Below are 25,737 nucleotides of genomic sequence, written 5' to 3'. Positions count from 1 at the left end.
CGTGCTCAGCGCGTTCCGTGATCAGGCGCCGAAGCATCGGCGGCTCGCGGCGGGCCGGCGAACGAGGCACGGAGGAACTCGAGGATTTCTGCCCGCGCCGCCTCGGCCTGCGGCGCCAGACCCGGGATGCTGAGGAACGCGTGCCCCGCTCCGGCGTACTCGGCCAGCCGTGTCGGCGTCCCGGCCGCCTGCAGCCGTTCGGCGTAGCGGCGGCCGTGGTCGGCCAACGGGTCGTGGGTCGGCACCACCACGAGCGCCGGGGCCAGCCCGCTCAGACTGTCGGCGTGCAGCGGCGAAAGCCCGCGAGGGTCGGTTCCCGGTGGAACGGCGAGCCGCTGGAACAGCCGCAGCACCGGCACGGCGAGGGTCGGGGTGTCGGCGTGCTCGGTGACCGAGGCGTGGTCGAGCATCGTCCCGGTCACGTCGACAGCGGGGTTGACCAGCACCTGTGCCGTGAGCCGCAGGCCGGACTCGCGGGCCCGGATCGCGGCCAGCGCACTGATCAGCGCGCCGCAGCTCTCGCCGAACACAGCCGTTCGCGCCGGGACGATGCCCCACGACCCGGCGTCGCGCACCACCTGCCGGAGCACGTCCCAGCCGTCCGCGACGGCCGCCGACAGCGGAGTTCGATGGTCGAGGAGGCGGTGCTCGACGGAGACCACGACCGCGGGCAGCTGGGCGGCGAGGTGGCTGTTGACCCAGTCGCTCTGCACGGCGGTGCCCACGAACCCACCGCCGTGCACGTGGAGCACGAACGGCAGCTCGGCTCCTTCGCCGGAGTGCGCCGCCGGCCGGTGGACGCGGACCGGGAGTCCGCGGCCGGGCAGCGCCACCTCCTGCCAGTCGATCACAGCGCCGGGGTCCGGATCCCCCGTGACCGGCCGTATCGCGCTGGACGCCCGAAAGCGGTTCTCCGCGTCGCGGTAGGCGAGCAGTTCCTCGGCCGTCATCGCCAACCAGTCCGGCTCCGGCGGACGTTCCGTAGCCACAACCTCACTCATACCTTCTCCTCGTCAACCGAATTTCGCGACCCAAGGTATCGAAACCTACGGTAGCGAAAAAGGTATCGTGTGGCCATGGCATCGGCCGGATCCGCCAGACCACCCGGCCGCCCGCGCGCCGGCGTCCACGCCACGGTGTTCACCGCCACGCTGAGCACCGTCCACGAGCTCGGCTACGCACGCGCGACCGTCGAGCGCATCGCCGCGGCGGCCGGCATCGCCAAGACGACGATCTATCGGCGCTGGCCGTCCAAGGGTGAGCTGATCGTGGACTGCCTGCTGGACGCGTTCGGCCCGGTGCCGCTGGAGGGGGCCAGCCGAGCCGAGATCATGTCCTCGGCCATCCACTGGATCGCGGCGAAGATCGGCGAGCCCGGGGTGGGTGACGCTTTCGCCGGCGTGTTCAGCGACGCCGTCAGCGACCCGTCTCTGCGCGAGATCCTGTCGGCGCGGCTGCAGGACCCGTATCGACTCGCACTCCAGGCAGCGCTCGACGAACCGGAGAACCGGGTCCTGTTCCTCATCGACGTCGTGGTCGGAACCCTGCTGCACCGGATGGGCATGACCGGCGAGCCGATGGCCGACACCGACGTCGCCGCACTGGTCGACATGGTTCTGCCCGCGATGCGCGGATCCTGACCACGCGCCTCCCCGTCTGCCATCGCGTCCGCTCGCCCGCCCAGCGTCGTTTCACGGGCCTGAGCGACCGTGTCACGGGCCTGAGCGACCGTGGCCACCGTTCGGCCGCCCCGGGTTCCGGGTTTCAGAACGCCGGACCGAGCAGGAAGCCGCCGGTCGCGTCGATGGTCTGCCCGGTGATCCACCGTGATTCAGGCGAGGCGAGGAAGGCCACGACATCGGCGATGTCGGCCGGCTGCCCGATCCGGTTGAACGCCGACCACGACGCCGCCAGCTCACTCATCCGGGGATCGGAAAGGAAGAACGCGATGTCGGTCTCGACGATGCCCGGCTCGACGGAGTTGACGGTGATGTCGCGCGGCCCGAGCTCCAGTGCGAGAGTGCGCGTCAGCGCGTTGAGCGCACCCTTGATCATCGCGTAGGCGACGAGCATCGGTGTCGCCAGCCGGGCGGCTCCCGACGAGATGTTGATGACCCGGCCGCCGTCACGGAGCCGGTCGAGGCCGTGCTGGAGAATGAAGAACGGCGCCTTGGCATTCACCGCGAAGACCTCGTCGAAGCTGGCGTCCGCGACGTCGCTCATCGAGGCGTAGAGCGCGATCCCGGCATTGTTGACGATCACATCCACCTGCGGCGAGTCGGTGAACTCACGGACGCCCTCGTCGAAGGCCGACCACAGCGCGTGTGCGTCCCCGGCCCGCCCGAGCTCCGTCCGCAGCGTGAACGCCCGGCCGCCGGCCGCGGTGATCGCGGTCAGCGTGGCTCGGGCGGCACCGCGGTCAACTGCGGCTCGCCCGAGGTCGAGCAGTCGCTGCGGGCACTGCGCAACAGCGGGGTCGAGGCGCTCGAGCACAGAATCGATGCCGCCATCCGCGCGGGTGAGCTACCGGTAGGCACCGACGCGCGGTCACTGGCCGTGTTCACAGGCGTGGTCCTGCAGGGGATGGCCCAACAGGCACGCGACGGTACGACACGCCGAGAGCTGGAGTCCACCGCGCTGATCGCGATCAGCGCGTGGCCGTGGTCGACAGCGGTGCCAGGCGGCACCGGCGACTGAGAGCGCAGCCAGGGGACTTCCGCGGCTACGGCGCCTCGGGCGGGGCTCGGCGCTGAACCCACCCGGATCGGACCCTCGGGCCCAGCTCCCAGCCCCGGCACGGCACAGCCCACGGCACGGCACGGCACGGCACGGCACGGCACGGCACGGCACGGCACGGGCCGCTCGTATCACCGCGCGGGTCGGGGTGCGGACGCGACCGATGTACGGCTCCGCACCCTCCGTGCCGCCGGGGAAGGACCTGTGCGACGGACCTAGGACGGGCCGAGCGCGCCCTGAAGGTCAGCGCCTCTGCGCGCCTCGCTCTCGGTCACCTGGCCCCCGGACCGGATCGCGGTCCCGTTTCCGGGAATCTGGTTGACCGCCCCGGGAACCGGCGCGGACAGATCGTCGCCCAACGTGACGATCCGATTCAGTTCGTCGATGTGAACGACTCGTGGGACATACGTGCCGACCTCGCTTTCGTCCATCTGCCGGAACGACATGATGATGATCAGGTCGCCAGGGTGAACCAGGCGGGCGGCGGCACCGTTGATGCCGATGATCCCGGAGTCCCGGGGCCCCTCGATCGCATAGGTGACCAGCCGAGCACCGTTGGTGATATCCACCACCTGAACCTGCTCACCCTCGACGATGTCGGCGGCATCCATGAGCGTCCGATCAATCGTGATCGATCCGACATAATGCAGATCCGCCTGGGTCACGGTGGCCCGATGAATCTTCCCGCCGAGCAGAGTGCGCTGCATGCGATTTCCTTCAGAATTCGGTCGAGATCACGAGTGGGAGTTCCGGGCCAGCGAACAGTCCACAGACATCGCACCATCCGCGGCCCGGCGATACAGGAAGCCGGCGCACCGGGTGAGAAACGGGCCTTTCCGTCGTCGGCTCCGGCCGGTGGCCACGTCACCCGAAAAGCGTGGGAAGGAAAAGAACCAATCGAAAATCGACATCTCCGTCGAGGTGACGACGCGGTACCTCCACCCCGGCCTGGCGACATATCCGCGCGCGGCCCGCGGTGTGTGTCACGCCCCTCCCACGAGCTGTTCCCGTGGCGGGTGAGCTGCGGTCAGGGCACGTCGGTCGATCTTTCCGCCAGCTGTGACGGGAAGCGTGCCCAGCACCGTCACGGCGCTCGGCACCATGTAGTGAGGAAGAAGGTCCGCGCACCAGGTGAGCACCTCGTCCGCGAATGCGCCGTCCGCGGCCGGTCCCGAAAGCGCCGAGCCGCCGTCGACCTGATCGGCGCCACGATCGGCATCAGGAACGACGAAGGCGAGCAGCCGGGGCGCCGCGGTGTCCCGGGACACCACGACCGCCGCCCGCCGCACCCGGGGGTGGGTGGACATGGCGGCTTCCACCTCCTCCAGCTCGAGCCGCATTCCCCGGATCTTCACCTGGTTGTCAGCCCGGCCGACGAACTCCAGCCAGCCGGCACTGTCCCATCGCGCGAGGTCCCCGGTCCGGTACATTCGGGCCCCATCGCCGGAGAACGGGTTGGCGACAAAACGCGACGCGGTCAGCGCCCCGCTGTTCACATAGCCGCGGCCGAGCAGGAACCCGGCGACATACAGCTCGCCGATCACGCCGTCCGGCACCGGCTCCAGCCGGTCGTCAAGGAGGTGAATCTGGGTATGCGGATTGGGCCGGCCAATGGAGGTGGCGAGACGCTCAGCACTGTCCCGGTAGATCACATGAGAAACGCCGATCGTCGTCTCGGCCGGGCCATAACCATGATAAAGATCGGTGTCGACCTGAGCTCGGAAGCGTGCGAAGAGGGCCGGTGTGAGTACCTCGCCTCCGCACCAGACATGCCGCAGGGAGGCCAACGCGGGCGTGCCTTCCGCCGCTTCCAGCACGACGTCCAGCATTGACGACACCAGATAGACGAAAGTGACCCGCTCGGCCTCGATCAGGTCGACCAGATATCCCGGGTCGAGCTCACCGTCCGGCTCCGCCACGACCACCCGGCCCCCGCAGACGAGTGGCAGCAGGATCTCGTTGACAGAGATGTCGAACGACAGCGGAGCCTTGAACAGCGAAGCGTCACCCGCACCGAAGGTGAACAGGTCCGTCACCTGCCACCGTAGTCGCTCGGCGATCGCCTCATGGCGGATCATCGCCCCTTTCGGGGTGCCGGTCGAGCCGGACGTGAACATCACATAGGCCAGACCGGTCAAGGGGATCGAAAGATCCAGCGGTTCCGGCGACTCGTGACCCCAGGCCCACGCGTGCAGATCGACCGGCACGGCTCGCACCCCGTCGACCAGCCCGCCGGGCCCATCCGGATCCCCCGACCCCTCGGACGTCTCCGGACCCGTCACGATCAACTGCGCGCCCGCGTCCGTCAGTACCCGCCGACGCCGCTGGTCAGGCCAGGACGGCTCGACCGGGACGAAGGCGCCACCGGCGACCATGGCCGCGAGGACCGCGACGATCATCTCCGCGGATCGCCCCAGCCGGACACCCACAACACCCTCCGGCTCGAGGCCGTGGCGGCGCAGGGCCCGGGCGAGCTGGAACACCCGGTCTCCGAGCTCCCGATAGGTGAACCGCCCTTCCGGCGCCACGACAGCCGGCGCATCCGGCGTTCTCCGCACCTGGGCGACGAAAAGATCGACCACGGTCGTCACGACCGCGGGCGCGCTGGTGTCGTTACAGCATTCGAGAGCGACAGCCCCGTCCGCCGCCGGCACCGGCGACACGCCACCCCTGAAAAGCGCACTCACAATCATGCCCCATCTGTCGATGGCGAAACGGAACCCATCGCTGCCCGCACCTAGCCGGACCACCGGGACGCCCAGGCGTTACCGGGGAGCCGGACGACACAGCCGACCGGGAAGCGAACAACAGAAACCTTAGCAAGTGGATCTATTCTATTCAAGGACATTCACACCCACACGACTCAGCCAGTTGAGCATTTTCCACCGCCGACCCGGACTCACGACATTCCTGTCAGTGAGCTGTGAGACGGAAATAACCCGGTAGCAATCCGATGCCCTGCGATCATCACATCCGGCGATTCACCGGCAGCCGGCAGGAGCCCTCCCGGCATAGCTCGAAGCCTTTGCCGGAACAACTGCCGTCGGAATCCGAGAATCGCGGCGCCGGCGGGCCCGAAAGCTCTTCGAGAAGATGGCCACGGCCGCGGTGGATCCCGCGGCCGTGGCGCGCCGTCAGCTGGATTCGTCTGTTCCGCGCCCCGATGCCAGGACGGCGAGGGCGTCCAGCGCCCGGACCCACGACGTCGCGAGGTCGCTGACGACCTCCATGGCGGGGCCGTCCGGTCCGCGGGACCATCGCGCCGTGAGCTCTGGACCGCCCGGACCGTCGAGAACCCGCACGATCAGGCTCACCGGGAAGGGATCAGGCTGCTCGGCGTTCCAGTCCGCGAAGAGCTCCTCGTCCTCCGCGGCGACCGCCCAGTCGGCCGTCTCGCCCCGTGTCAACCGGCCGACGTAGTTCAGGTAGACCGTGGGCAGCGGTGCGGCCGAGAGCTCGGGCGCGGTCCGCGGGTTGAGGAACCGCAACATGCTGTAGTCGGTTCCGCCGTCCAGAACGGACGCCATGAGCGCGTGCACCCGGGCCGCCGCGGCGTCCACGGAACGATCGCCGAAGACGGCGCCGTCGGTGGCGTCCCGTTCGAGGAGGAACGGGAAGATCTCCGCCATCCAGCCGACCGTGCGGGACAGGTCCACATCCCCCACAATCTGCTCCTGCCGGCCATGCGCCTGAACGGCGACGATCATCCCCGATGACCCGTTCTCGCCTGGGCGGGTCCGGTCGGCGACGGCCAGGGACAGCGCGGTGAGCAGCAGCTCGTCCACACCGATACCGAAACCGGCGGGCACCGTCGACAGCAGCGGCGCCGCCCGTTCCGCAGGCACACTCACCGTCACCGCCTGAGCCGCGGCCGCGGCCGCATCCGCCAGCCCGGCCGCGCTCACCTGCCCGACCGCCGAGCCGGTCTGCCCGGCGGATTCAGTCTGCCCGCCGGCCTCCGCCGGTTCCACCGGCCGGGCGACCCAATCCACGGGCGTGGCCCGGCCCAGCAGGTCCGACCAGAACGGCAGCCGTGACGCCGTCTCCGGGGCCCGCGCACGGTCGTCCAGGCGGCGTGCCCAGTCGGCGTACGAGACGGGAACCGGCGCGAGCCGGGGCCTTTCGCCCGCCGCCAGCGCCTGCCACGCGGCCGCGAGATCCTCCAGCACGATCGACCAGGAGACCCCGTCGATCAGGGCGTGATGGATGATCAACAGCAGCCGGCCCGGAAGCGCGCCGCCCGCGTCCAGCCAGACGGCCCGGATGGCCTGCCCGGCGTCCGGATCGAGCTCGCGGTTGGTCGCCACCGCCAGCTCCGCGATCAGCGACCGGCCGGCCTCGCTGTCGAAACCGTCGCCCGAGGCGAGGTCCGTGGCGTCGACCCGCCGGATCCAGCCGCCGACGTCGACGCCGCCAGGCGGCGCGATCACCAGCGACCAGGCCGGACCGCCGTCCGCACCGACCGTCGCCGCGCCCGGCGGAAGCGCCGGCCCGCCGGGCAGATCCGAGCGGACAAGCCTGGCCCGCAGGACGTCGTGCTGGTCGACGACGGCTGCGAGCACCTTGGTCAGCGTCGGCTGGTCCAGCCCGGAAGGCGTGCGCAGCAGCACCGGCGAGGAGAAGGACGTGAACGCGTCCGTGCCGTCGCTCGTGCGCCCGCGCCCGCGTGCCGACTGCAGCGCCGGGGTCGGTGGGACGACCAGCGCCGCCGCGGCCTGGCCGGGCTGCGGGGCCTGCGGGGCCTGCGGGCGCGGCGCGCGGCGCCGCACGACCGTCGCGAGCGCACCAGGTGTGCGATGGCCGAACAGCAGCTTCGGGGTCACCACGAGACCGGCTGCGCGGATCCGGTTCACCAGCCGCATCGCGACGATGCTGTCGCCGCCGAGCGCGAAGAAGTCGTCGTCGACGCCGACCTGGTCGACCCCCAGCACCTGCAGGAAGGTGTTGACCAGGATCTCCTCGATGTCGTTCGCGGGCGCGCGGCCGGCGGTGGCCGTCGCGGCACTCCCGTCACCGCGATCGTCGCCACCGGAGCCACCGGAGCTGCCGGAGCTGCCGGAGCTGCCGGCGGCCACGAGGGCGGCACGAGGCGCGGTTGCCGCGGGGATCGCCGTCCAGCTCAGCCGCAGTGCGCTGACCGGTACGGACGGATCCGCGGCCACCGCGGCGAGGACGTCCCGCAGGCGCTCGGCGATCCGGTCCACGCTGGCGCGGTCGAACAGGTCGTCGCTGTAGGCGACGCCGATGGTCATACCGCCCTCGGCCCCGCCCCGTTCGATGAAGTCGAAGGACATGTCGAACTTGGCGTCCGCCCGCAGCACCGGTTCGGGACGTGCGCTGATGCCGTCGAACGCCAGCTCGTCGACGACGTCGGACGCCGCGAGATACACGATCATGACCTGGAACAGTGGATGGCGGGCGAGCTGGCGCGGTGGGTTCACCGCCTCCACCACCCGGTCGAACGGCAGCTCCTGGTGGTCGAGCGCGGCGAGGTCACCCGCGCGGACCCGTCCGAGCAGCTCGCCGAACGACGGGTCGCCCGCCAGGTCGGTGCGCAGGACCACGGTGTTGAGGAAAAAACCGACGAGGTCGTCGAGCGTGTCGTCGGTCCGGCCGGCGACCGGGCTGCCGATGGGGATGTCCTCCCCCGCCCCCAGCCGGTGCAGCAGCGTCGCGACCGCTGCCCGCAGCACCATGAACATGCTCGCGTTGTGGGCCCGACCGACCGACCGCAGTGCGCCGACGACGTCGTCGTCCAGGGAGATCTCGACGATTCCGCCGGTGTGGCTCGGCTCCGCCGGCCGCGGCCGGTCGGTGGGCAAGGCCACCTCGTCAGGCAGGCCGGCCAGCGCGCCGCGCCAGAACTCCCGCGAGCGCGCGGCGGGGCTGGTGACATCGGACTCGTCGCCGAGCATCCGCTGCTGCCACAGCGTGTAGTCGACGTACTGGACGGGCAGCGGCGCCCAAACCGGTGCGGCACCCGCCGCTCGCGCCCGGTAGGCCACCGACAGGTCACGGGCCAGCGGACGGTCCGAACCCTCGTCCGCCGCGATGTGATGGACGAGGAACTGTGCGATGTGCAGCCGGGACGAGCAGCGGACGACGGTCACCCGCATCGGCGGCTCGTGCTCGAGATCGAAGGGATACGCCGCCGCCCTGGCGAGGATCTCCGCCAGACCCGCCTCACCCGGCTCCGGCTCCAGCTCTGATTCGGCGTGGTCCGCGCCCGTCGGCGGGATCCAGTCGACCACGTCGAACGGGATCCGTGCCTGGGCGGGATCGAGGACGCGCTGGAACGGCTCGCCGTCGGCGCTCGGGAAGACGGTGCGCAGCGACTCGTGCCGGGCCACCACGTCGTCCACCGCGGCGCGCAGGGCGGCCACGTCCAGCGGGCCGGTCAGCCGCCAGGTGATCGGGATGTTGTAGGTCGGGCTGGGGCCCTCCAGCTGCGCCAGGACCCACAGGCGTCGCTGCGCGGCCGACAGCGGTGGGTGTTCCGGCCGCTGCTGGCGGCCGACCGGCTGGCGGGCGGTGCCCGCCGCCTCCATCCGCCGCGCGAGCCCGGCCACGGTCGGCTCCTCGAAGACCGTACGGGGTGTGATCTCCACTCCGAAGGTCGAGCGGATCGCCGCGCACAGCCGCATGACGAGCAGCGAATGGCCACCGAGGGCGAAGAAGTCGTCGTCCCGGCCCACCTGCTCGACGCCGAGCACCGCGGCGAACCGCTCCGCGAGCAGTTCCTCGCGGGCGTCCCGGGGCCGCCGGCCACCGGCCAGGGCCGGCGCGGCCGGCTCGGGCAGCGCCGCCCGGTCGAGCTTGCCGTTGACCGTGCGGGGCAGCCGCCCCAGCACGACGAACGCCTGCGGAACCATGTGCACCGGCAGCACCCGGGCCAGGTGGGCACGAGCGTTCTCGGTCAGCTCGCGCTCTGCCGGCTCGTGCGCTGCCAGCTCCTGCTCGGCCCGATCGCCCGCTCCCGGTTCCCGCTCCGCCGGCACGGCCGATTCGGCCACCAGGTAGGCCACGAGCTGGAGGGCGGGCGGTGCGTCCGGGCGGAAGACGACCGCGGCCGCGCTGACACCGGCGACCGTCTCCACGGCACGCTCGATCTCCCCGAGCTCGATCCGGAAGCCCCGCAGCTTGATCTGGTCGTCGGTACGCCCGAGGAAGGCGAGTGCGCCGTCGGGCCGCCGCCGGGCCCGGTCACCGGTGCGGTACATCCGCTGGCCCGCCGGGCCGAACGGGTCGGCGACGAAGCGGCCCGCGGTCAGGTCGGGGCGGCCCAGGTAACCCCGGGCCAGCCCGGGACCGGCCAGGTACAGCTCGCCCGCCACCCCGTCCGGGACCGGCGACAGCGCCGCGTCGAGAAGGTAGGCATACGTGTTCGCGATCGGCCCCGCCCAACCGGGCACATCCCGGCCCTGACCCTGGCCCGGTGCGTCCTGGTCGGGTGCGTCCTGGTCTGGGTGTTCCGGAACGCCGGCCGGCTCGGGCCGCGGGTCGGTGCCGGCGCTGTGCCAGCCGTAGGCGTCGACCGAGTACTCGGTCGGCCCGTACAGGTCGTGGCTCACCATTCCCGGCGTCGACCGCAGCCGCTCCCACAGCGCCGGCGCGGTGGCCTCGCCGCCGACCATCAGCACGCCCGGCCGGTGGCCCTCGGCGCGCAGGAACCCGTGGTCCAGCAGCTCCTGGAGGTAGGTCGGCGTCAGGTCGAGCACATCGATCCGCGCCCGCTCGATGTGGTCGACGAGCGCTGCCGCGTCCCGCGCGGTCGCTTCGCCGACCACGTGGACCTCATGTCCGGCCAGCAGCCACAGCAGAGGCTCCCAGGAGCCGTCGAAGCTGAACGAGGCCGCGTGCAGGACACGCTGGGCGCCGCGGTCCGGTCCGGCCGCCGCCTCGGCCGGCGCCATGAGGTCGACGGCGTGGGACGCGAAGAGGTTGGCCAGGCCACGGTGGGTGCCGACGACCGCCTTGGGACGCCCGGTCGAGCCGGAGGTGTAGATGACGCTGGCGGCGCTGTCCGGCAGGGGCCGGGTGTTCCCGGCGAACGCCCGGCCGGAGCCCTCGTCGTCCACGGCTGTGCCGTCAGGCAGCAGCATGACCTCGGTGGCGGCGGGCGGGAGCCGGTCGGCCAGCGCCGCCGTGGTGAGCACAGCCACGGGGGCCGCGTCGGCCAGCACGAACGAGAGCCGTTCGGGCGGATGCTCGACGTCCAGCGGCAGGTAGCTCGCGCCCGCCGCCAGCACGCCGAAGATCGCCGGGACCATCAGCGCGCGTGGCAGCGCGAGGGCGACCACCGCCTCCGGGCCGCCGCCGATCCCGCGCACGAGCCCGGCGATCCGGTCGACCTGCGCCGCGAGGTCGGTGAACGTGGCCTGGCCCGTGTCGGTGACCAGCGCGACCCGGTGCCCGAACGCGGCCACGGCCCGTTCGAGCAGGTCCACCACCGTGTCACCGCCCGCGGGCAGTTCGCGCCGGGGGCCGGCCGCCGCGCGCAGCGCCGCCGCGCGCTCGCGGTCGTCCACGATCTCCAGCTGGCTGACCGGCCGGTCCGGCTCGGCGACGAGCCCGGCCAGCAGGCGGGTCAGCCGGTCGGCCAGCCGGGCGCCACCGGCCGGTTCGATCACGTCGGTGGCGAACTCGACCAGAATCGTGATCTCGTTGCGCGCCGCCCGGTCGACGAAGGTGACGTCCAGGTCGAACTTGGCTGTCCCGGCCTCCGGGTTGATCCAGGTGACCGGCCCGCCGAGCAGGTCCCGGTCGTCCTCGGCGAGGTGGTGGTAGCCCGCCATCACCTGGAACAGCGGGTTCACCCCGGGCACGCGGCGCGGGTTGACCGCGGCGACCACGTCCTCGAAGGGGAGGTCCTGGTGGTCGAAGGCGGCCAGGTCGGTGCTGCGGGTCCGCGCCAGCAGTTCCCGGAAGGTCGGGTCGCCGCCCAGGTCGGACCTGATCACCAGGGTGTTGACGAAGAAGCCGACGAGCCGTTCGAGCGCCGTGTCGGTCCGCCCGGCGATGGGAACGCCGATCGGGATGTCGTCACCCGACCCGAGCCGGTGCAGCAGGACGGCGATGGCCGCATGGGTGAGCATCGACATGCTCGTCCCGGTCCGGGAGCACAGCTCGCGCAGGCCGGTCGCGACCGCGCCCGGCAGGACGCGGACCGCCCGTCCGGACGCCCCGTCGCGCACCGCTGGCCTTGGCCGGTCCAGCGGCAGCCCGATCTCCTCGGGCAGGCCGCGCAGGGCCTCCAGCCAGAACGCGCGCTGCCGGGTGGCCAGGCTGTCCTCGGCATCCGGATCGCCGAGCAGAGCGGTCTGCCAGAGGGTGTAGTCGGCGTACTGGACGGGCAGCGGAGCCCAGTCCGGCGCCGCACCGTCCCGCCGCGCGGAGTAGGCGGCGTCCAGATCCAGCAGGAACGGCCGGTCCGACCATTCGTCGGTCGCGATGTGGTGCAGGATCACGACCAGTGTGTCGTCGGCGTCCTCGGCGTCGCCGCGCAGCACCATCAGCCGCAGCGGGATTTCCGCGGTCAGGTCGAACGGCTCCGCCGCCGCCTGGGAGATGCGGGCGGTCACCTCGTCCCACGCGCAGTCCTCGACGGTGAGACGGGGCCGGGTGGCGCCCGGGTCGAGGATCCGCTGGTAGGGCTCGCCGTCGACGACGTCGACGACGGTGCGTAGGGCCTCGTGCCGCTCCAGCAGGTCACCGACGGCCGCGCGCAGCGCCTCGACGTCGACCCGCCCGGTGATCTGGAAGGCGATCGGGTAGTTGTAGGCGGTCGAACCGTCGCCGGCCGAGGAGGCCAGCTGGTCGACCAGCCACAGCCGGCGCTGCGCCGCGGACAGCGGGATCCGGTCGGGGCGCTCGCCGGCGACCAGCGGCGGGCGGGTGGTCGCCGGCGCCTGGCCGGCCACCTTCGCCGCCAGGGTCTCGACCGTGGGGGCGTCGAACAGGTCGCGGATGGCCAGGTCGATCTCGAGGGTGGCCCGGGCCCGGCTGACCACCCGGGTCGCGAGCAGCGAGTGGCCGCCCAGGGCGAAGAAGTTGTCGTCGGCCCCGACCTCGGGCAGACCGAGGACGTCGGCGAACAGATCGGCCAGAGCCTGCTCCAGCTCGGTGGCCGGTGCCCTCCCGGAGCTTGTCGCCACCGGTTCGGCCGGCGGCAGCGCCGCCACGTCGAGCTTGCCGTTGGCGTTGCGGGGAATCGCCGGCAGCGGCACGAACGCCGACGGGACGAGGTAGTCGGGCAGCACGGCGGCGAGGTCGGTACGCAGACGACCGACGATCGCGGCGGCGGCGCGGGCCGCCGTCGGGTCGTTCGTCACCACCACGCCCGGAGCGGGCCGGTCGGCGGGGTCGGCGGCCGGTCGGACCACCGGCAGCGCCCCCGGGCCGGAGCCTCGCACGAACAGGCCGTCGAGCCGCCCCGGATCGTCCGGGCACGGGGTGAGAGCGGCCTCGTAGCCGAGGCTGTCGGCCAGCTCGTACAGGTCCTGGGGCTCGACCGTGGCGACCGCGGACGTCGTCGGGGCTTCCGCCGCGAGGACCTCGGCGGCGACCTCAGCGGCGGCGACCTCGGCCGCGATCCGGGCGTCGGGGATCCCGGTGACCCGCACCCGCGCCGGCGCGTCGGCGCCCAGCAGCGCGCCGAAGCCCGCAAGGTCACCGGTGTCGACGCCCCAGGCCAGCGAGAGCGGCTCGGACGACACGGTTCCGGCGTCGGTTCCGGCATCGCCCGACGCGATCCCCGCGTCACCGGCGGCCACACCGGACCGCAGCACCACGTCGTACCGGTGCCTGGTCAGCTCGTTGCCGAAGCGCCCCCGCCGGACGCGCACCGACGCCTCCAGGCCCTCCTCGGCGGCGATCCCGAGGAAGAACGCCGGTGCCACCACCAGCTCCTTCTCCAGCAGCATGCGCCGGTCCACCGCGGCGGTGAGCCGGGTCGAGGCGGCGGGCCTGCCACCGGAGCGGGCGAGCTCGATCGCGGTGTGGAAGATCCGCAGCCGACCCAGGTCGCGGACGTCGCCGACGAACAGCGAACCGCCCGGGGCCAGCAGGCCGAGCGCGGAGCGCAGCACCGAGGCCAGGTAGCCGGCGCTCGGGAAGTACTGGATCACCGAGTTGATGATGATCGTGTCGAAGTAGCCCGCGGGCAGCCCGTCGGTGACATGCGCCGGCTGGTTGCGCAGCTCCACCCGGCCGAATCGATCCGGGTCGGTGGCCAGCTCGGCACGCAGTTTCGCGATGACCGGCGCGGCCAGGTCGGTGCCCCAGTAGGTCTCGACCTCGGGTGCGAGCCCGCCGAGCAGGAGGCCGGTGCCGACGCCGATCTCCAGGACGCGCCGGGGTTCCAGCGCCCGGATCCGGTCGAGGGTGGCCGCCCGCCATTCCCGCATGTGCTCGAACGGGATGGGTTGACCGTCGTAGCTGGAGTCCCAGCCGGCGAAGTCCTCGGTGAGCGCGGCGGTCGGGATTCGCTCGTACTCGTCGCTGTAGATCTGGCGCCACTCGCCGACCTGGTCGTCCTCGCTCGCGGCCGTCTCGGCGGCGGACCGCTCCGCCGGCACGACGTAGGCGACGAGCCGCTTGGAGCCCGGCAGGGCCGGGTCGTCCGTGGCGATCACCGCCGACTGGCTGACCGCCGGGTGGCTGTCGAGGGCGGACGTCACCTCTCCGAGCTCGATCCGATGGCCGCGGATCTTCACCTGGTCGTCGGTCCGCCCGAGGAAGTCGATGTTGCCGTCGAGGCGGCGGATGACCAGGTCACCGGTGCGGTACATCCGGTCGCCGGCCCGGAACGGGTCGGCGACGAACCGGGTGGCGGTCAGGCCGAAGCGGTCGAGGTAACCACGGGCCAGGCCGTCGCCGGCGATGTACAGCTCGCCGGGGGCGCCGTCGGGCACCGGGCGCAGCCACCGGTCGAGCACGTAGATGCTGGTGTTGCGGATCGGCCGGCCGACCGTCGGCGTCGGGCTGTCCGCCGTCGCGGCACCGAGCGTGTTGATCGTGTACTCGGTCGGCCCGTACAGGTTGTAACCGGTCGTGCCGTCCGTGTCGCGCAGCCGGTTCCAGACCGAGTCCGGGACGGCCTCGCCGCCCAGCATGACCAGGGGCGGCCGATGGCGCCCCCCGGCCGCTCCGGTGAGGGCCGCTCCGGCGGCACGCGGTTCGGCGCCGGCCGGTTCGGGAGCGGCGGGATCCTCGTCGCGGTCGAGCAGGCCGGACTCGAACAGATGGGCCGCGTAGGTCGGCGTCACGTTGACGACGTCGATCCGGTGCCGGTCGCAGTAGGCGACGAGGCCTTCCGCGTCCCGGCGCAGGTTCTCGTCGCAGATGTGCACCTCGTGGCCCTCGACGAGCCAGAGCAGCTCCTCCCAGGACATGTCGAAGGCGAACGACACGGTGTGCGCGATCCGCAGCCGGCGCCCGCCGGCCGCCGCCACCGTCGGGGTGAAGATCTCCTCCTGGTGGTTGAGCCACATGTTGGTCAGGCCCCGGTACGGCGTCACGACACCCTTGGGCCGGCCGGTCGATCCCGACGTGTAGATCACGTACGCCGGGTGCTCGAGCCGGTCCGCCCGGTCACGGGCGAAGGCGCCGAGCTCGGCGTCCGACAGCGCGCCTGACCCGGCCGCGGCCAGCTCGGCGGCCACCGCGTCCTGGTCGAGGACCAGCCAGGTGACACTTTCCGAGCCTGGTGCGTCCGAGGTGGCCGGCACGTCCGCGCCGGCTGACGCAGCCGCGTCGGCTGGCACACCCGCCAGGTAGCGGGCGGTCGCCCTGGTGGTGACGAGGATCGCCGCCCCCGCGTCGCCCACCATCTCCAGCAGGCGTGCCGGCGGATGGTCCAGCTCGAGCGGCAGATAGGCGGCGCCGGTGCGCAGCACGGCGAACAACGCGACAACCATGTCGACCGTCCGGCCAAGCCCGAGCGCCACCACCGTCTCCGGCCCGGCGCCCCGCGAGATCAGCAGCCTCGCCAGCTGGTTGACCCGGTCGTCGAGCTCCCGGTAGGTCAGCCGCTGCTCACCCAGGACCAGTGCCACCTGCCCGTCGAGGCGCTCGGCCGAAACGGCGAGCAGGTCGGCGATGGTCTCGGTGCCCGTCGGCCGCGGCGGCACCGCCAGGGCCTCCTCCAGCCGGGACCGTTCCGCGGGGAGCAGGGCGTCCAGCGTGCCGACCAGGGCGTCGGAGTGTTCGGACAGCGCGCCGACCAGTGTCAGAAGGCGGTCGAACAGGCCCTGGGCGGTCTCCCGCGTGAGCACGTCCGAGCGGTACTCCAGCCGCGCGGTGATGCGCGCGCCCGGGAACAGCACGAAGGTCAGCGGGTAGTGGGTGTGGTCGAGGCTGGTCCCGCCGGTGATCCCGTGCCGGGCGCTGGTCTCGTCGTTCGCCACCTCGTCGATGAAGTTCTGCAGGACGTACAGCGTGTCGAACAGCACCGGATGACCACTGGCCTGCTGGATCTCCCCGAGCCCGAGGTACTCGTGGTCGAGCAGGTCCAGCCGCTGCCCGGTGATGCGGCGCAGCAGGTCGCCGACCGTCTCGCGCGGATCGAGCCGGACCCGGACCGGCACCGTGTTCAGGAACAGCCCGACGACCTCGTCGATGCCCTCGACCTCGGTCGGCCGGCCGGCGACGGTCGTGCCGAACACGATGTCGTCCGACCCGGTCGCCGACGCCAGTACCAGCGCGAGCGCGGCGTTGAAGAGCGTGTTCAGGGTGACGCCCTGGGCACGGGCGGCTGCCCGCGCCGCGGTCGCGGTCGCCTCCGGCAGCTCGGCGGTGATCCGGCCCGGGGCGACCGGTGGCAGGCCACGCGCGGCCGGCACCACCAGCGTCGGCTCCTCCAGATCGGCGAGCGCCGACCGCCAGGCACGCCCGGTGGCCTCGGTGTCCCGCTCCCGCAGCCAGGCCAGATAGTCCCGGAAGGAACCCCGCGGCGCGGGGGGCGCCGCCGCGCCGCCCTCGGCGGCGTACAGCCCGAGCAGGCCCTCGACGACGAGGGCGCCCGACCAGCCGTCCCACAGCAGCACCTGGCGGTTCACGACCAGCCGGTCGTGCCGCTCCCCCAGGTGGATGACGGTCAGCCGGAACAGCGGCGGCCGGGCGACGTCGAAGGGGCGGGACCGGTCGGCCGCGGCGATCCGTTCGGCCTCGGCCGACCGTTCGGGCTCGGCCAGCCCGGACAGGTCGACCTCGGTGACCGGGACGGGCAGCTCAGCCGCGATGACCTGCACCGGCTGGGGCAGGCCGTCGCTGAGGAAACCCGCGCGCAGCGTCGGGGTCCGGGCCATGAGAACCGCGCAGGCCCGGCGCATCCGCTCGGCGTCGAGGCGGTGGTCGAAGTCGAGCGAGAACTGGGCGGTGTACGCATCACTCGTCTGGTCCAGGGACCACTGGAAGTACAGGCCCTCCTGCAACGGCGAGAGCGGCCAGACGTCCTCGACCGCCGCCGGGAAGTCGCGGGAGATCCGTTCCCGCTCCTCGTCCGAGAGCGCGACGAGCGCGACGAGCGCGGCGGACGTCTCGGGCGGCGGGTCCGGGAGCCGCTCGGACGCGGATTCGGGCCGCGGGGGCGCGAGCGTGGCAAGCTCCAGCAGGGCGTCCCGGAAACCGGTGGCGAGGCGTGCTGTCTGCGGCTGCGACAGCACGGTCGTCAGGTAGGTGAAGGTCGCCCGAAGCACCGGGCCGTCGGCCGTCTCCACACCGACCACGTCGACGGTCAGCGGGTAGCCGACGCCCAGGCCGGGGTCGGGCGTGGCGGCGAGCGCGTCGAACTCCTGCGCGGGCCCCCAGTCGGCGCGCTGGTCGGCGCCGAAGCGGCCCAGGTAGTTGAACAGGATCTGGGGCCGGCCGGCGCGGGCGAGGACCGGCCCGGCCAGCGGGTTGGCGTAGCGGAGCGGGCCGAAACCAGCACCGCTGTCCGGGGTCGCCCGCAGGCTCGCCGCCACCTCGGCGAGCGTCGTGCGCGCGTCCTGGCGCACCGGTCCCAGCCGGACCGGCGCGATGCTGGTGAACCAGCCGACCGTGCGGGACAGGTCCAGGCCGGGGACGATCTCCTCGCGCCCGTGCCGTTCGAGATCGACGAGAAGGTCGCCGCCGGCGTCATCCCGGGCAGCGGCCGGATCGTCGTCGGCCGGGGGGACCGGGACCGCCAGCCGCAGGCCGGCGAGCAGCACAGCGGTGATCTCGGTGCCGGTCGCCGCGGGAACACCGGTGAGCAGGGCCGAGGTGGCCTGCGTGGGCAGCTCGACGACGAGGCGTTCGGTGTCGGCGGCCGTCCCGACCGCGGCGGGCCCCAGCGCGGCCGCCGCCGAGGTGCCCGCGGCGGTGAGCGCGGGCGCGGGCTGCCCGAACGGGCGCCCGCCCGGCGCGAGCGTCTCCAGCCAGTGGGTCAGCTCGGCGAGCCGGTCCGGTGCGGTCGCGTACCCGGCGATCACCTCGCTGAAGGCCTTCAGCGACGTGCCGACCCCGCCGAGCCGCGCCGGCCGGCCGGCGCTGGCCGCCGCGTACGCGGCCTCGAGGTCGGCGAGCAGGATCCGCCACGACACCCCGTCCACGACGAGGTGGTGGGCGACGATCACCAGCCGGCCGGGCTCGGCCGGGCCGGCGTCGAGCCAGACCGCGCGGACCATCACGCCGGCGTCCGGGTCCAGGCCACCGACGGCCGATTCCGAGGCGGCCGCGATGGCCGCGCGCAGCCCGTCCGGCAGGAGGCCGGCGACGTCGACGCGGGTCAGCAGATCGGCGTCGGCCGTGCTGCCCGGTGCGCCGGTGCCCGTGGCGGGCGGATCGATCTGGAACAGCCAGATGCCCGGCGCGGGCCGCAGCAGCCGGGTCCGCAGGGCGTCGTGGTGCGCGAGGATCGCGCCGAGCGCGGCGCGCAGCGACGCCTCGTCGGCACCGGCCGGCGTCCGGATGAGAAATGCCTGGTTGTAGCGCTGGATCTCGCCGCCCCAGTCGGCGAGCTGGGCCACGATCGGCGGTGGGGTCAGCACGCCGGTCGATGTGCCCGTCCCCGGGAGTCCCGGGACCGGGGCTGTCTCGGGTGGCGTGGCAGTCTCGGACGGCGCGCCTGCCACGGCTGCCTCGGCCGCGGTGGACGTCCCCGCCGGTGCCGCCGGGGTGCGTCCGGCCACGAGCGACGCGAGCGCGGCCGGGGTCCGCTGGACGAAGACCTCGCGCGGGGTGAGTGCCACGCCGTCGCGCCGCGCCCGGTTGACCAGCTGGATCGCGATGATGCTGTCACCACCGAGCGCCACGAACTCGTCGTCGGCGCCGACCCGGTCCAGTCCCAGCACGTCGGCGAACACCGCGCACAGGGTGCGTTCCAGATCGGTGGCGCCCGACCGGGCCGAGGTGGCCGCGGTCGGGTCCGGAGCCGGCAGTGCGGCCCGGTCGAGCTTCCCGTTGCTGGTCAGCGGCAGCGCGTCGAGGACGACGACCGCCGACGGGACCATGAAGTCCGGCAGCGCCGCCGCGGCCCGCGCCCGCAGTGCCGGGCCGTCGACCTGGTGGCCCGCCCGCGGCACGGCGTACGCGACCAGCCGGTGCCGGCCGGCGTCGTCCGCACGCGCGATGACGACCACCCGTTCCACCGACGGATCGGCGGCCAGGACCGCCTCGATCTCACCCGGCTCGATGCGGAAACCGCGGATCTTGACCTGGTCGTCGGCGCGGCCGAGGTATTCCAGCGCGCCGTCCGGACCAAGCCGGGCCAGGTCGCCGGTGCGGTACATCCGCTCGCCGGGGTTGCCGTAGGGATCGGCCACGAACCGGGTGGCGGTGAGGCCGAACCGGCCCAGGTACCCGCGCGCGAGCTGGCCACCACTGACATAGACCTCCCCCGGCACGCCCGGCGGGACCGGGGTGAGGTGGCGGTCGAGGATCCGAGCCCGCAGGCCCGGCAGCGGCTCGCCGATCAGGCCGCGCCGGGCGGCGGCGCCGGCGGCGCTGTCCCGGTCCAGCGGCAGGTACGTGACGTGCACCGTGGTCTCGGTGATCCCGTACATGTTGACCAGGGTCGGCGCGTCGTCGGGATGCCGCTCGTACCACGGTGCCAGCCGGCTGGTGTCCAGCGCCTCACCGCCGAAGATCACCAGCCGCAGGCTCAGCTCGTGCTGCCCGCCGGCGCCCGGATCGTCGCGATCGGCGTCCATCAGCGTGGCGAAGGCCGAAGGGGTCTGGTTGAGGACGGTGACGGACTCCCGCCGCAACAGGCCGAGGAACTGCCCCGGTGAGCGGGAGACCTCGTGGTCGACCACCACGAGCCGGCCGCCGTACAGCAGCGGGCCCCACAGCTCCCACACGGAGAAGTCGAACGAGACCGAGTGGAAGAGCGTCCAGACGTCGGAGGAGCCGAAGTGGAAGTGCCGCTGGCTGTCGGCGAACAGCCGCACCACGTTGCGGTGCGGGATCTGCGCGCCCTTCGGCCGGCCGGTCGACCCGGAGGTGTAGATCACGTAGGCGAGGTTGTCGGGCCGGGCCCGGCCGGCCGGGTCGAGCGGGCCGGGCTGCTGCTGCCCGGACTGCTGCTGCTGCCCGGACTGCTGCTGCTGCTCGGACTGCTGCTGCTGCTCGTTCAGGGCCGCGTCGACCAGCGGATCGTCCAGCACGACCATCGGCACCCCGAGGCGGGCCGGGAGCGCCGTACGGGTGGCCGCCGTCGTCACCGCGCACACCGGTGCCGCGTCACGCAGCATGAACGTGATCCGGTCCGCGGGGTAGGCCGGGTCGACCGGCAGGTAGGCACCACCGGCCTTGAGCACGGCGAGCAGGCTCACGACCAGGTCGAGTGACCGGGGCAGCGCCACGGCCACGATCGACTCCGGCCCGACACCGCGCTGGCGCAGCAGCCGGGCCAGCCGGTCCGCCCGCTCGTCGAGCTCGGCGTAGGTCAGCTCCGTCTCGCGCCAGCGCAGCGCGACCGCGTCCGGGGTCCGGCGGGCCTGGGCCTCGAAGAGGTCGGGCAGGGTGGCGGCCGTCGTGTCGCCAGCTGGCAGGACGCCGGTCAGCGCGACCGCCGCGGGTGCCGGAGCGAGGGCGGCGAGACCGCGCTCGGCGGAGGGAACGGCCGTCACGGCTCCGATCGGGCGGTCCGGGTCGGCCGCGATCTCCGCCAGCAGGAGGAGCAGGCGGTCGGCCAGCCCGGCGACGGTGGCGTCGTCGAGGACACCGTCGGAGTAGCTGAAGGTCACGCGCAGCCGGTCCCCGGGAATCACCCGGATGGTCAGCGCGTAGTGGGTTCCGTCGTGGCCGTCGACGGCTTCGAGCCGCGGGCCGCCCGGTGGGATCAGCGTCGCCGCGTCGAACGGGAAGGACTCCAGGACGAGCAGGCTGTCGAACAGCTCACCTCGCCCGATCGACGTCTGGATGTCGGCCAGGCCGACATGCTGGTGGGCGAACATCCGGGCCTGGGTGACCCGCGGATCCGCCAGCAACGCGGCGAACGTCATCCGCGCGCTCACGGTGACCCGGACCGGGACGGTGGTGACGAACAGCCCGATCATGGACTCGACCCCGGGCAGCTCCGGTGGCCGGCCCGCGGTCGCCGCGCCGAAGACGACATCGTCACGCCCGACCGCGCGGGCGAGCGCGACGCCGTACGCCGCCCGCAGGATGGTGCTCAGCGTGACGCCTCGCTCGCGGGCGAGCGAACCCAGCCGGGCGGTCAGCTCGGGGCCGACCTCCCGCTCGAGGGCGGCCGCCGGCCCGCCGGCCCGCGGCCCGCCGGCGGCGGCAAGGCCGCCCAGCAGGGTCGGTTCTTCGAGATCGGCCAGCTCGTCGCGCCAGGCCTCGTGGGCGGCGTCGGAGTCCTGAACCCGCAGCCAGCGCAGATAGTCCGCGTACGGGCGTGGCGACGGCAGCTGTGCGGCGACAGCAGCCGGGCCGGCCGGGTCCACGGCCAGGGTGAACAGCTCGCGCAGCAGCAACGGCAGCGACCAGCCGTCGACGATGAGGTGGTGGGCGCAGACAGCCAGCCGCGCGCTGTCCGGCCCGGTGCGGATCCACAGGAAACGCAGGAGCGGGGGCTGCGCCAGGTCGAACCGGGCCGTCCGGTCAGCCGAGACGAGCCGCTCCGTCTCGGCCGCCCGCTCGGCGGCCGGCCAGGCGGAGAGGTCGACGACCGTCCACTCCGGTTCCGCCTCGGCGACGATGACCTGGGCCGGCGCACGGCCGTCGGACAGGACCGCGGCGCGCAGCAGGGGGTGCCGGTCGAGCAGGACCCGGGAAGCGGCCCGCAGGCGACCGGGATCGGGATCCCCCCGCAGGTCGAGGACGAACTGGACGACGTAGACGTCGGGCGTGTCCTCCCCGTCGACGAGGCGCTGGAACAGCATGCCCGCCTGCGACGGCGACAGCGGCCACACGTCGGTCAGGCCGGGCAGCCGGGCCCGCCAGCGCTCGACGTCGTCCGGATCGACCGGGGGCAGCTCCGCGAGCGCGGACGTCGAACCGACCGCCGCCGTGCCCGCGGCGCCCAGGTGATCCGTGGCGGCGGCTGCCGCGGCGTCCGCCGCCGTGGCCAGGCCGGCCACGGTGGGCGTGGCGAAGACGTCCGCGAGTGCCACCGTCACCCCGGCGGCCGCCGCGCGGGTGACCACGGAGAAGGCCAGGATGCTGTCGCCGCCACGGTGGAAGAAGTCCTGGTCGACGCCGATGTCGGGCTGGCTCAGCACGGCCGCGAAGACGTCGCGCAGGATCTCCTCGGTCCGGGTGGCAGGTGCCCTCCCGGGCTGGGCCGCCGCACCGAAGTCGGGCGCGGGCAGGGCGCGCCGGTCGAGCTTCCCGCTCGGGGTGATGGGCAGGACGGGCAGGACCACGAAGGCCGCCGGCACCATGTAGCCGGGCAGGAACGACGCGGCGTGCGCACGCAGCTGGTCGGTGAGCGCCCCGGTTCCGGCCGGGGTGGCCGCCGGGACGACGTAGGCGACGAGCGCGCGTCCCGCCGGCCCGTCCTCCCGCGCGATGACGGCGCAGCGCGCGACCGCCGGGTGGCGCGCCAGCACCGTCTCGATCTCGCCCGGCTCGATCCGGAAACCACGGATCTTGACCTGGTCGTCCGAACGGCCGGCGAGGAGCAGCTCACCGTCCGCGGTCCAGCGGGCGAGGTCACCGGTGCGGTACATCCGCTCGCCGAAGCCGAACGGGTTCGCCACGTAACGGTTGGAGGTGAGCGCCGGGCGGGCCAGGTAGCCATGGGCCACGCCGGAACCGGTGAGGTAGAGCTCGCCGATGACGCCAGGCGGCACCGGCATCAGCGCGCCGTCCAGCACGTAGGCCCGGGTGTTGCGCAGCGGCGTGCCGACCGTGATCCGCTCGCTCTCGCCCGTCGACCCGCGCACCTCACCGGTCGTCGCCCAGACCGTCGTCTCGGTGGGGCCGTACACGTTGGTCAGGCTCGCCGCGCGGGAGCGCAGTTCCCGCGCGAGGTCGAGGGTCAGCGGCTCGGCACCGCACAGGACCCGTACGCCGGGGTAGGGGGCGGGGTCGGCGGCGAGGATGGAACGCCAGCGCGACGGTGTCGCCTGGGCCAGCGTGACCGCGCCGGCGCTCAGGAGCCGGGCGAGCTCCGAGGGGTCCCGAGCCGCCTCACTGGCGACGAGACGGACCGAGGCGCCGACGGTCAGCGGCGCCAGCAGCTCGACCGTGCTCGGGTCGAACGCCGGTGTGGTCGCGGCCAGCACGCGGTCGGCCGGCCCGATTCCCACGGTCTCGCTGAACTCCGCCAGGAAACCGGCCAGCGATCGATGGCCGACCAGGACGCCCTTAGGCCGGCCGGTCGAACCCGACGTGTAGATGACGTACACCGGGCTGTCCGGTGCGATGGCAGGCGGCCACGGCGCGGACGCGGACGCGGGCTCCGGCGCCACCTCGGGCACCGGTGCCGGCTCGTCGACGAGAACGAGGCGGGTCCCCGGCGCGAGCGGGATCCCGGGAGCCAGCTCGCGCGTCGTGACCAGCACCGCCGGCGCCGCGTCCTCGACCATCAGGGCGAGGCGGTCGGGTGGGTAGTCGACGTCGAGCGGAAGGTAGGCGGCGCCGGCGCGGCCGGTGGCCGCAAGCGCGACCACCAGCTCGATCGATCGGGGCAGGGCGATCCCGACGATGGTGCCCGGCCGGGCGCCGTGGTCGGCCAGCCGGCGCCCGAGCGCGTCAGCCTCGGTGGCCAGCTCCCCGTAGGAGACCGAACGCTCGGCGGTGACCAGGGCCGTCCGGTCCGGGTCGGCCTCGGCCCACGACATGAAGGGCACCACCCACGGCTCGCCGGGCGCAGAGCCCGCCGTGATGTCAGAGCCCGCCGTGGTGTCAGTGTCCGCCGTGGTGTCAGCGTCCGCCGTGGGGTCGGCCCAGGCCCCCGCGAGGCGGGCGTGCTCGGCCGGCGTGAGCAGGTCGATGAAGCCGATCCCCGCGGCCGGGTCGGCGAGCGCCGCGGTGAGCAGCCGCTCCAGCCGTGCTCCGAGGGAGCGCGCGAACACCCCGGACACCGAGCCCGGCTGGAAGGTCGTCTCCAGTTCGAGCGAGTCGGCCCCGTCCGGCCCGGTACCGATCTCGGCCACGACCATCAGCGGGAACTGCGCCGTGCCGTTGTGCAGGGGACGGCGCTCACCACGCAGGCCGTCACCGTCACCCAGGCCGCCGCCGCGCAGCGCGGCGGCGGCCTGCGTGCGGACGGCGAACATCGTGGTGAACAGGCTGGACACGCCGTCCGACCGGTCGGGGTTGAGCTCACGCACGACGTCCGCGAGGTCGACGTCAGCGTGCGCGAACGCGCCCCGGCAGACGTCACGGGTCCGTCGCAGCAGGTCGGTGAAGCTGTCCAGCGGCCCCACCGGCAGACGCAGGCAGATCGTGTTGCCGAAGTAGCCGATGACGCCCTCGGTCGCGGCACCCTCCCGGTTCACGACCGGGGAGCCGACGGTGACGTCGGTGGCCCCGGTCACCCGGTGGATCAGCGCCGTGTAGGCGGCCAGCAGCACCATGAACGGTGTCGCGCCGTGGGCGGTCGCCAGTTCGCGCACCTGCCCGGCGAGCTCCCCTGCCGCGAGGTGGACGACCTGCCGGCCGGTGTCACGTCGGTGCGGGGCCGCGGCGACCGGCAGGTCGTCGGGGCCGCGGTCGTCGGCGTCCGGCCCCGGCAGCCGCACGGGTTCGGCCAGCGGCAACAGCCTGTCGCGCCAGTAGGTGAGGCCCTCCGCCGGGACGGGCTGGTCCGCGACCGGGGCCGCGGCGTCGAGGAACTGGACGGCGGCACCGGCGCCCGCGCCGTCCTTCCCGGCGTAGGCGGCCTGCAGGTCGCCGAAGAAGACGTCCCAGGACGCGTCGTCCCAGGCGATGTGATGGGCGGCGAGCGCCAGGGTGTGCAGCTGCGGGCCGTGCCGCAGCAGGGTGACCCGCAGCGGGGACTCGGTGGTCAGGTCGAACGGGCGCCGCGCCGCTGCCAGCGCGATCGCGCGCGCACGCTCGTCGGCTTCCGCGGCCGGTTCGGCCAGCTCGGCCGGCTCGGCCGGCTCGGCCGAGAGATCCACGCTGTGCCACGCCGGCAGGATGTCGTCCCGGACCACCTGCTGCAGCTGCCCGTCCGAGGTGGCCCGGTAGGTCGTGCGGAGGATCTCGTGCCGACCGGCGACGGCGATCAGCGCGCGGTGCAGGGCTTCCGGGTCAAGCGGGCCGGTCAGCTCGAACGCGGCCGAGATCGTGTAGGCGGCGCTGGTGGGGTCAAGCCGTGACAGGAACCACATGCGGCGCTGCGCCGGGCTGACCGGATGCCCCTGGCCGGCGCTCCGGCGAGACCGATCGCCGACGCCACCCACCGGGTCGCGCGTCAGCCGCTCGGCCGCCAGCTGACGGCGAAGCAGGTCGCGCCTGCGCTGCGCGGAGTCGGGACTCGCCACAGTGGACGTCCTTCCGGTGATGGGGGTCGGGACGAGGGGCATCGACTGGCAACCGATGGGTTACCGCTTCAGGGGCCGGTGAGCGGCCGGTGAC

6 protein-coding genes are annotated in these 25,737 nt (G+C 73.3%); 1 reads left to right on the top strand and 5 read right to left on the bottom strand.

The window, feature by feature from the left end; translation table 11 throughout:
• Positions 1-5: 5 nt before the first annotated feature.
• Positions 6-1,001, bottom strand: coding sequence for an alpha/beta hydrolase (locus AWX74_RS16500; protein WP_091277585.1), 996 nt, complete (start codon positions 999-1,001; stop codon positions 6-8).
• A gap of 75 nt (positions 1,002-1,076) precedes the next feature.
• On the opposite strand from AWX74_RS16500, the gene AWX74_RS16495 reads away from it, so the two are divergent.
• Positions 1,077-1,640, top strand: coding sequence for a TetR/AcrR family transcriptional regulator (locus tag AWX74_RS16495; RefSeq protein WP_091277583.1), 564 nt, complete (start codon positions 1,077-1,079; stop codon positions 1,638-1,640).
• Between the two features lie 124 nt (positions 1,641-1,764).
• Here the strand turns inward: AWX74_RS16495 and AWX74_RS16490 are convergent, their stop codons facing one another.
• The 4 genes from AWX74_RS16490 to AWX74_RS16475 all read right to left on the bottom strand — a co-directional run bounded on the left by AWX74_RS16490 (position 1,765) and on the right by AWX74_RS16475 (position 25,643).
• Positions 1,765-2,493 carry an SDR family oxidoreductase gene (locus AWX74_RS16490; protein ID WP_242666267.1) on the bottom strand — a complete coding sequence of 243 codons (729 nt, stop codon included), beginning with the start codon at positions 2,491-2,493 and terminating at the stop codon, positions 1,765-1,767.
• A 458-nt stretch (positions 2,494-2,951) separates the two neighbouring features.
• The gene (gene panD, locus AWX74_RS16485) at positions 2,952-3,443 is read right to left on the bottom strand and encodes an aspartate 1-decarboxylase (RefSeq protein WP_091277579.1); all 492 of its coding nucleotides are present in this window, start codon (positions 3,441-3,443) and stop codon (positions 2,952-2,954) included.
• 276 nt (positions 3,444-3,719) lie between these two features.
• On the bottom strand, positions 3,720-5,429 hold the full coding sequence (locus tag AWX74_RS16480) for an amino acid adenylation domain-containing protein (RefSeq protein WP_226930817.1): 1,710 nt from the start codon (positions 5,427-5,429) through the stop codon (positions 3,720-3,722).
• A 441-nt stretch (positions 5,430-5,870) separates the two neighbouring features.
• Entirely contained in the window at positions 5,871-25,643 is a 19,773-nt protein-coding gene (locus AWX74_RS16475) for a non-ribosomal peptide synthetase (protein ID WP_091277575.1), read from the bottom strand.
• Between the last annotated feature and the right edge of the window lie 94 nt (positions 25,644-25,737).

It is taken from the genome of Parafrankia irregularis (assembly GCF_001536285.1).
In the GTDB taxonomy this organism is placed as follows: Bacteria; Actinomycetota; Actinomycetes; order Frankiales; family Frankiaceae; genus Parafrankia; species Parafrankia irregularis.
Note: the sequence above shows the minus strand (reverse complement) of the source record. Positions and strands in the feature narration are given on the sequence as shown.

Coding starts and splice junctions, on each gene's coding strand:
- AWX74_RS16500 (WP_091277585.1), bottom strand. CDS start 1,001: ATGAGTGAGGTTGTGGCTACGGAACGTCCGCCGGAGCCGGACTGGTTG.
- AWX74_RS16495 (WP_091277583.1), top strand. CDS start 1,077: ATGGCATCGGCCGGATCCGCCAGACCACCCGGCCGCCCGCGCGCCGGC.
- panD (WP_091277579.1), bottom strand. CDS start 3,443: ATGCAGCGCACTCTGCTCGGCGGGAAGATTCATCGGGCCACCGTGACC.
- AWX74_RS16480 (WP_226930817.1), bottom strand. CDS start 5,429: ATGATTGTGAGTGCGCTTTTCAGGGGTGGCGTGTCGCCGGTGCCGGCG.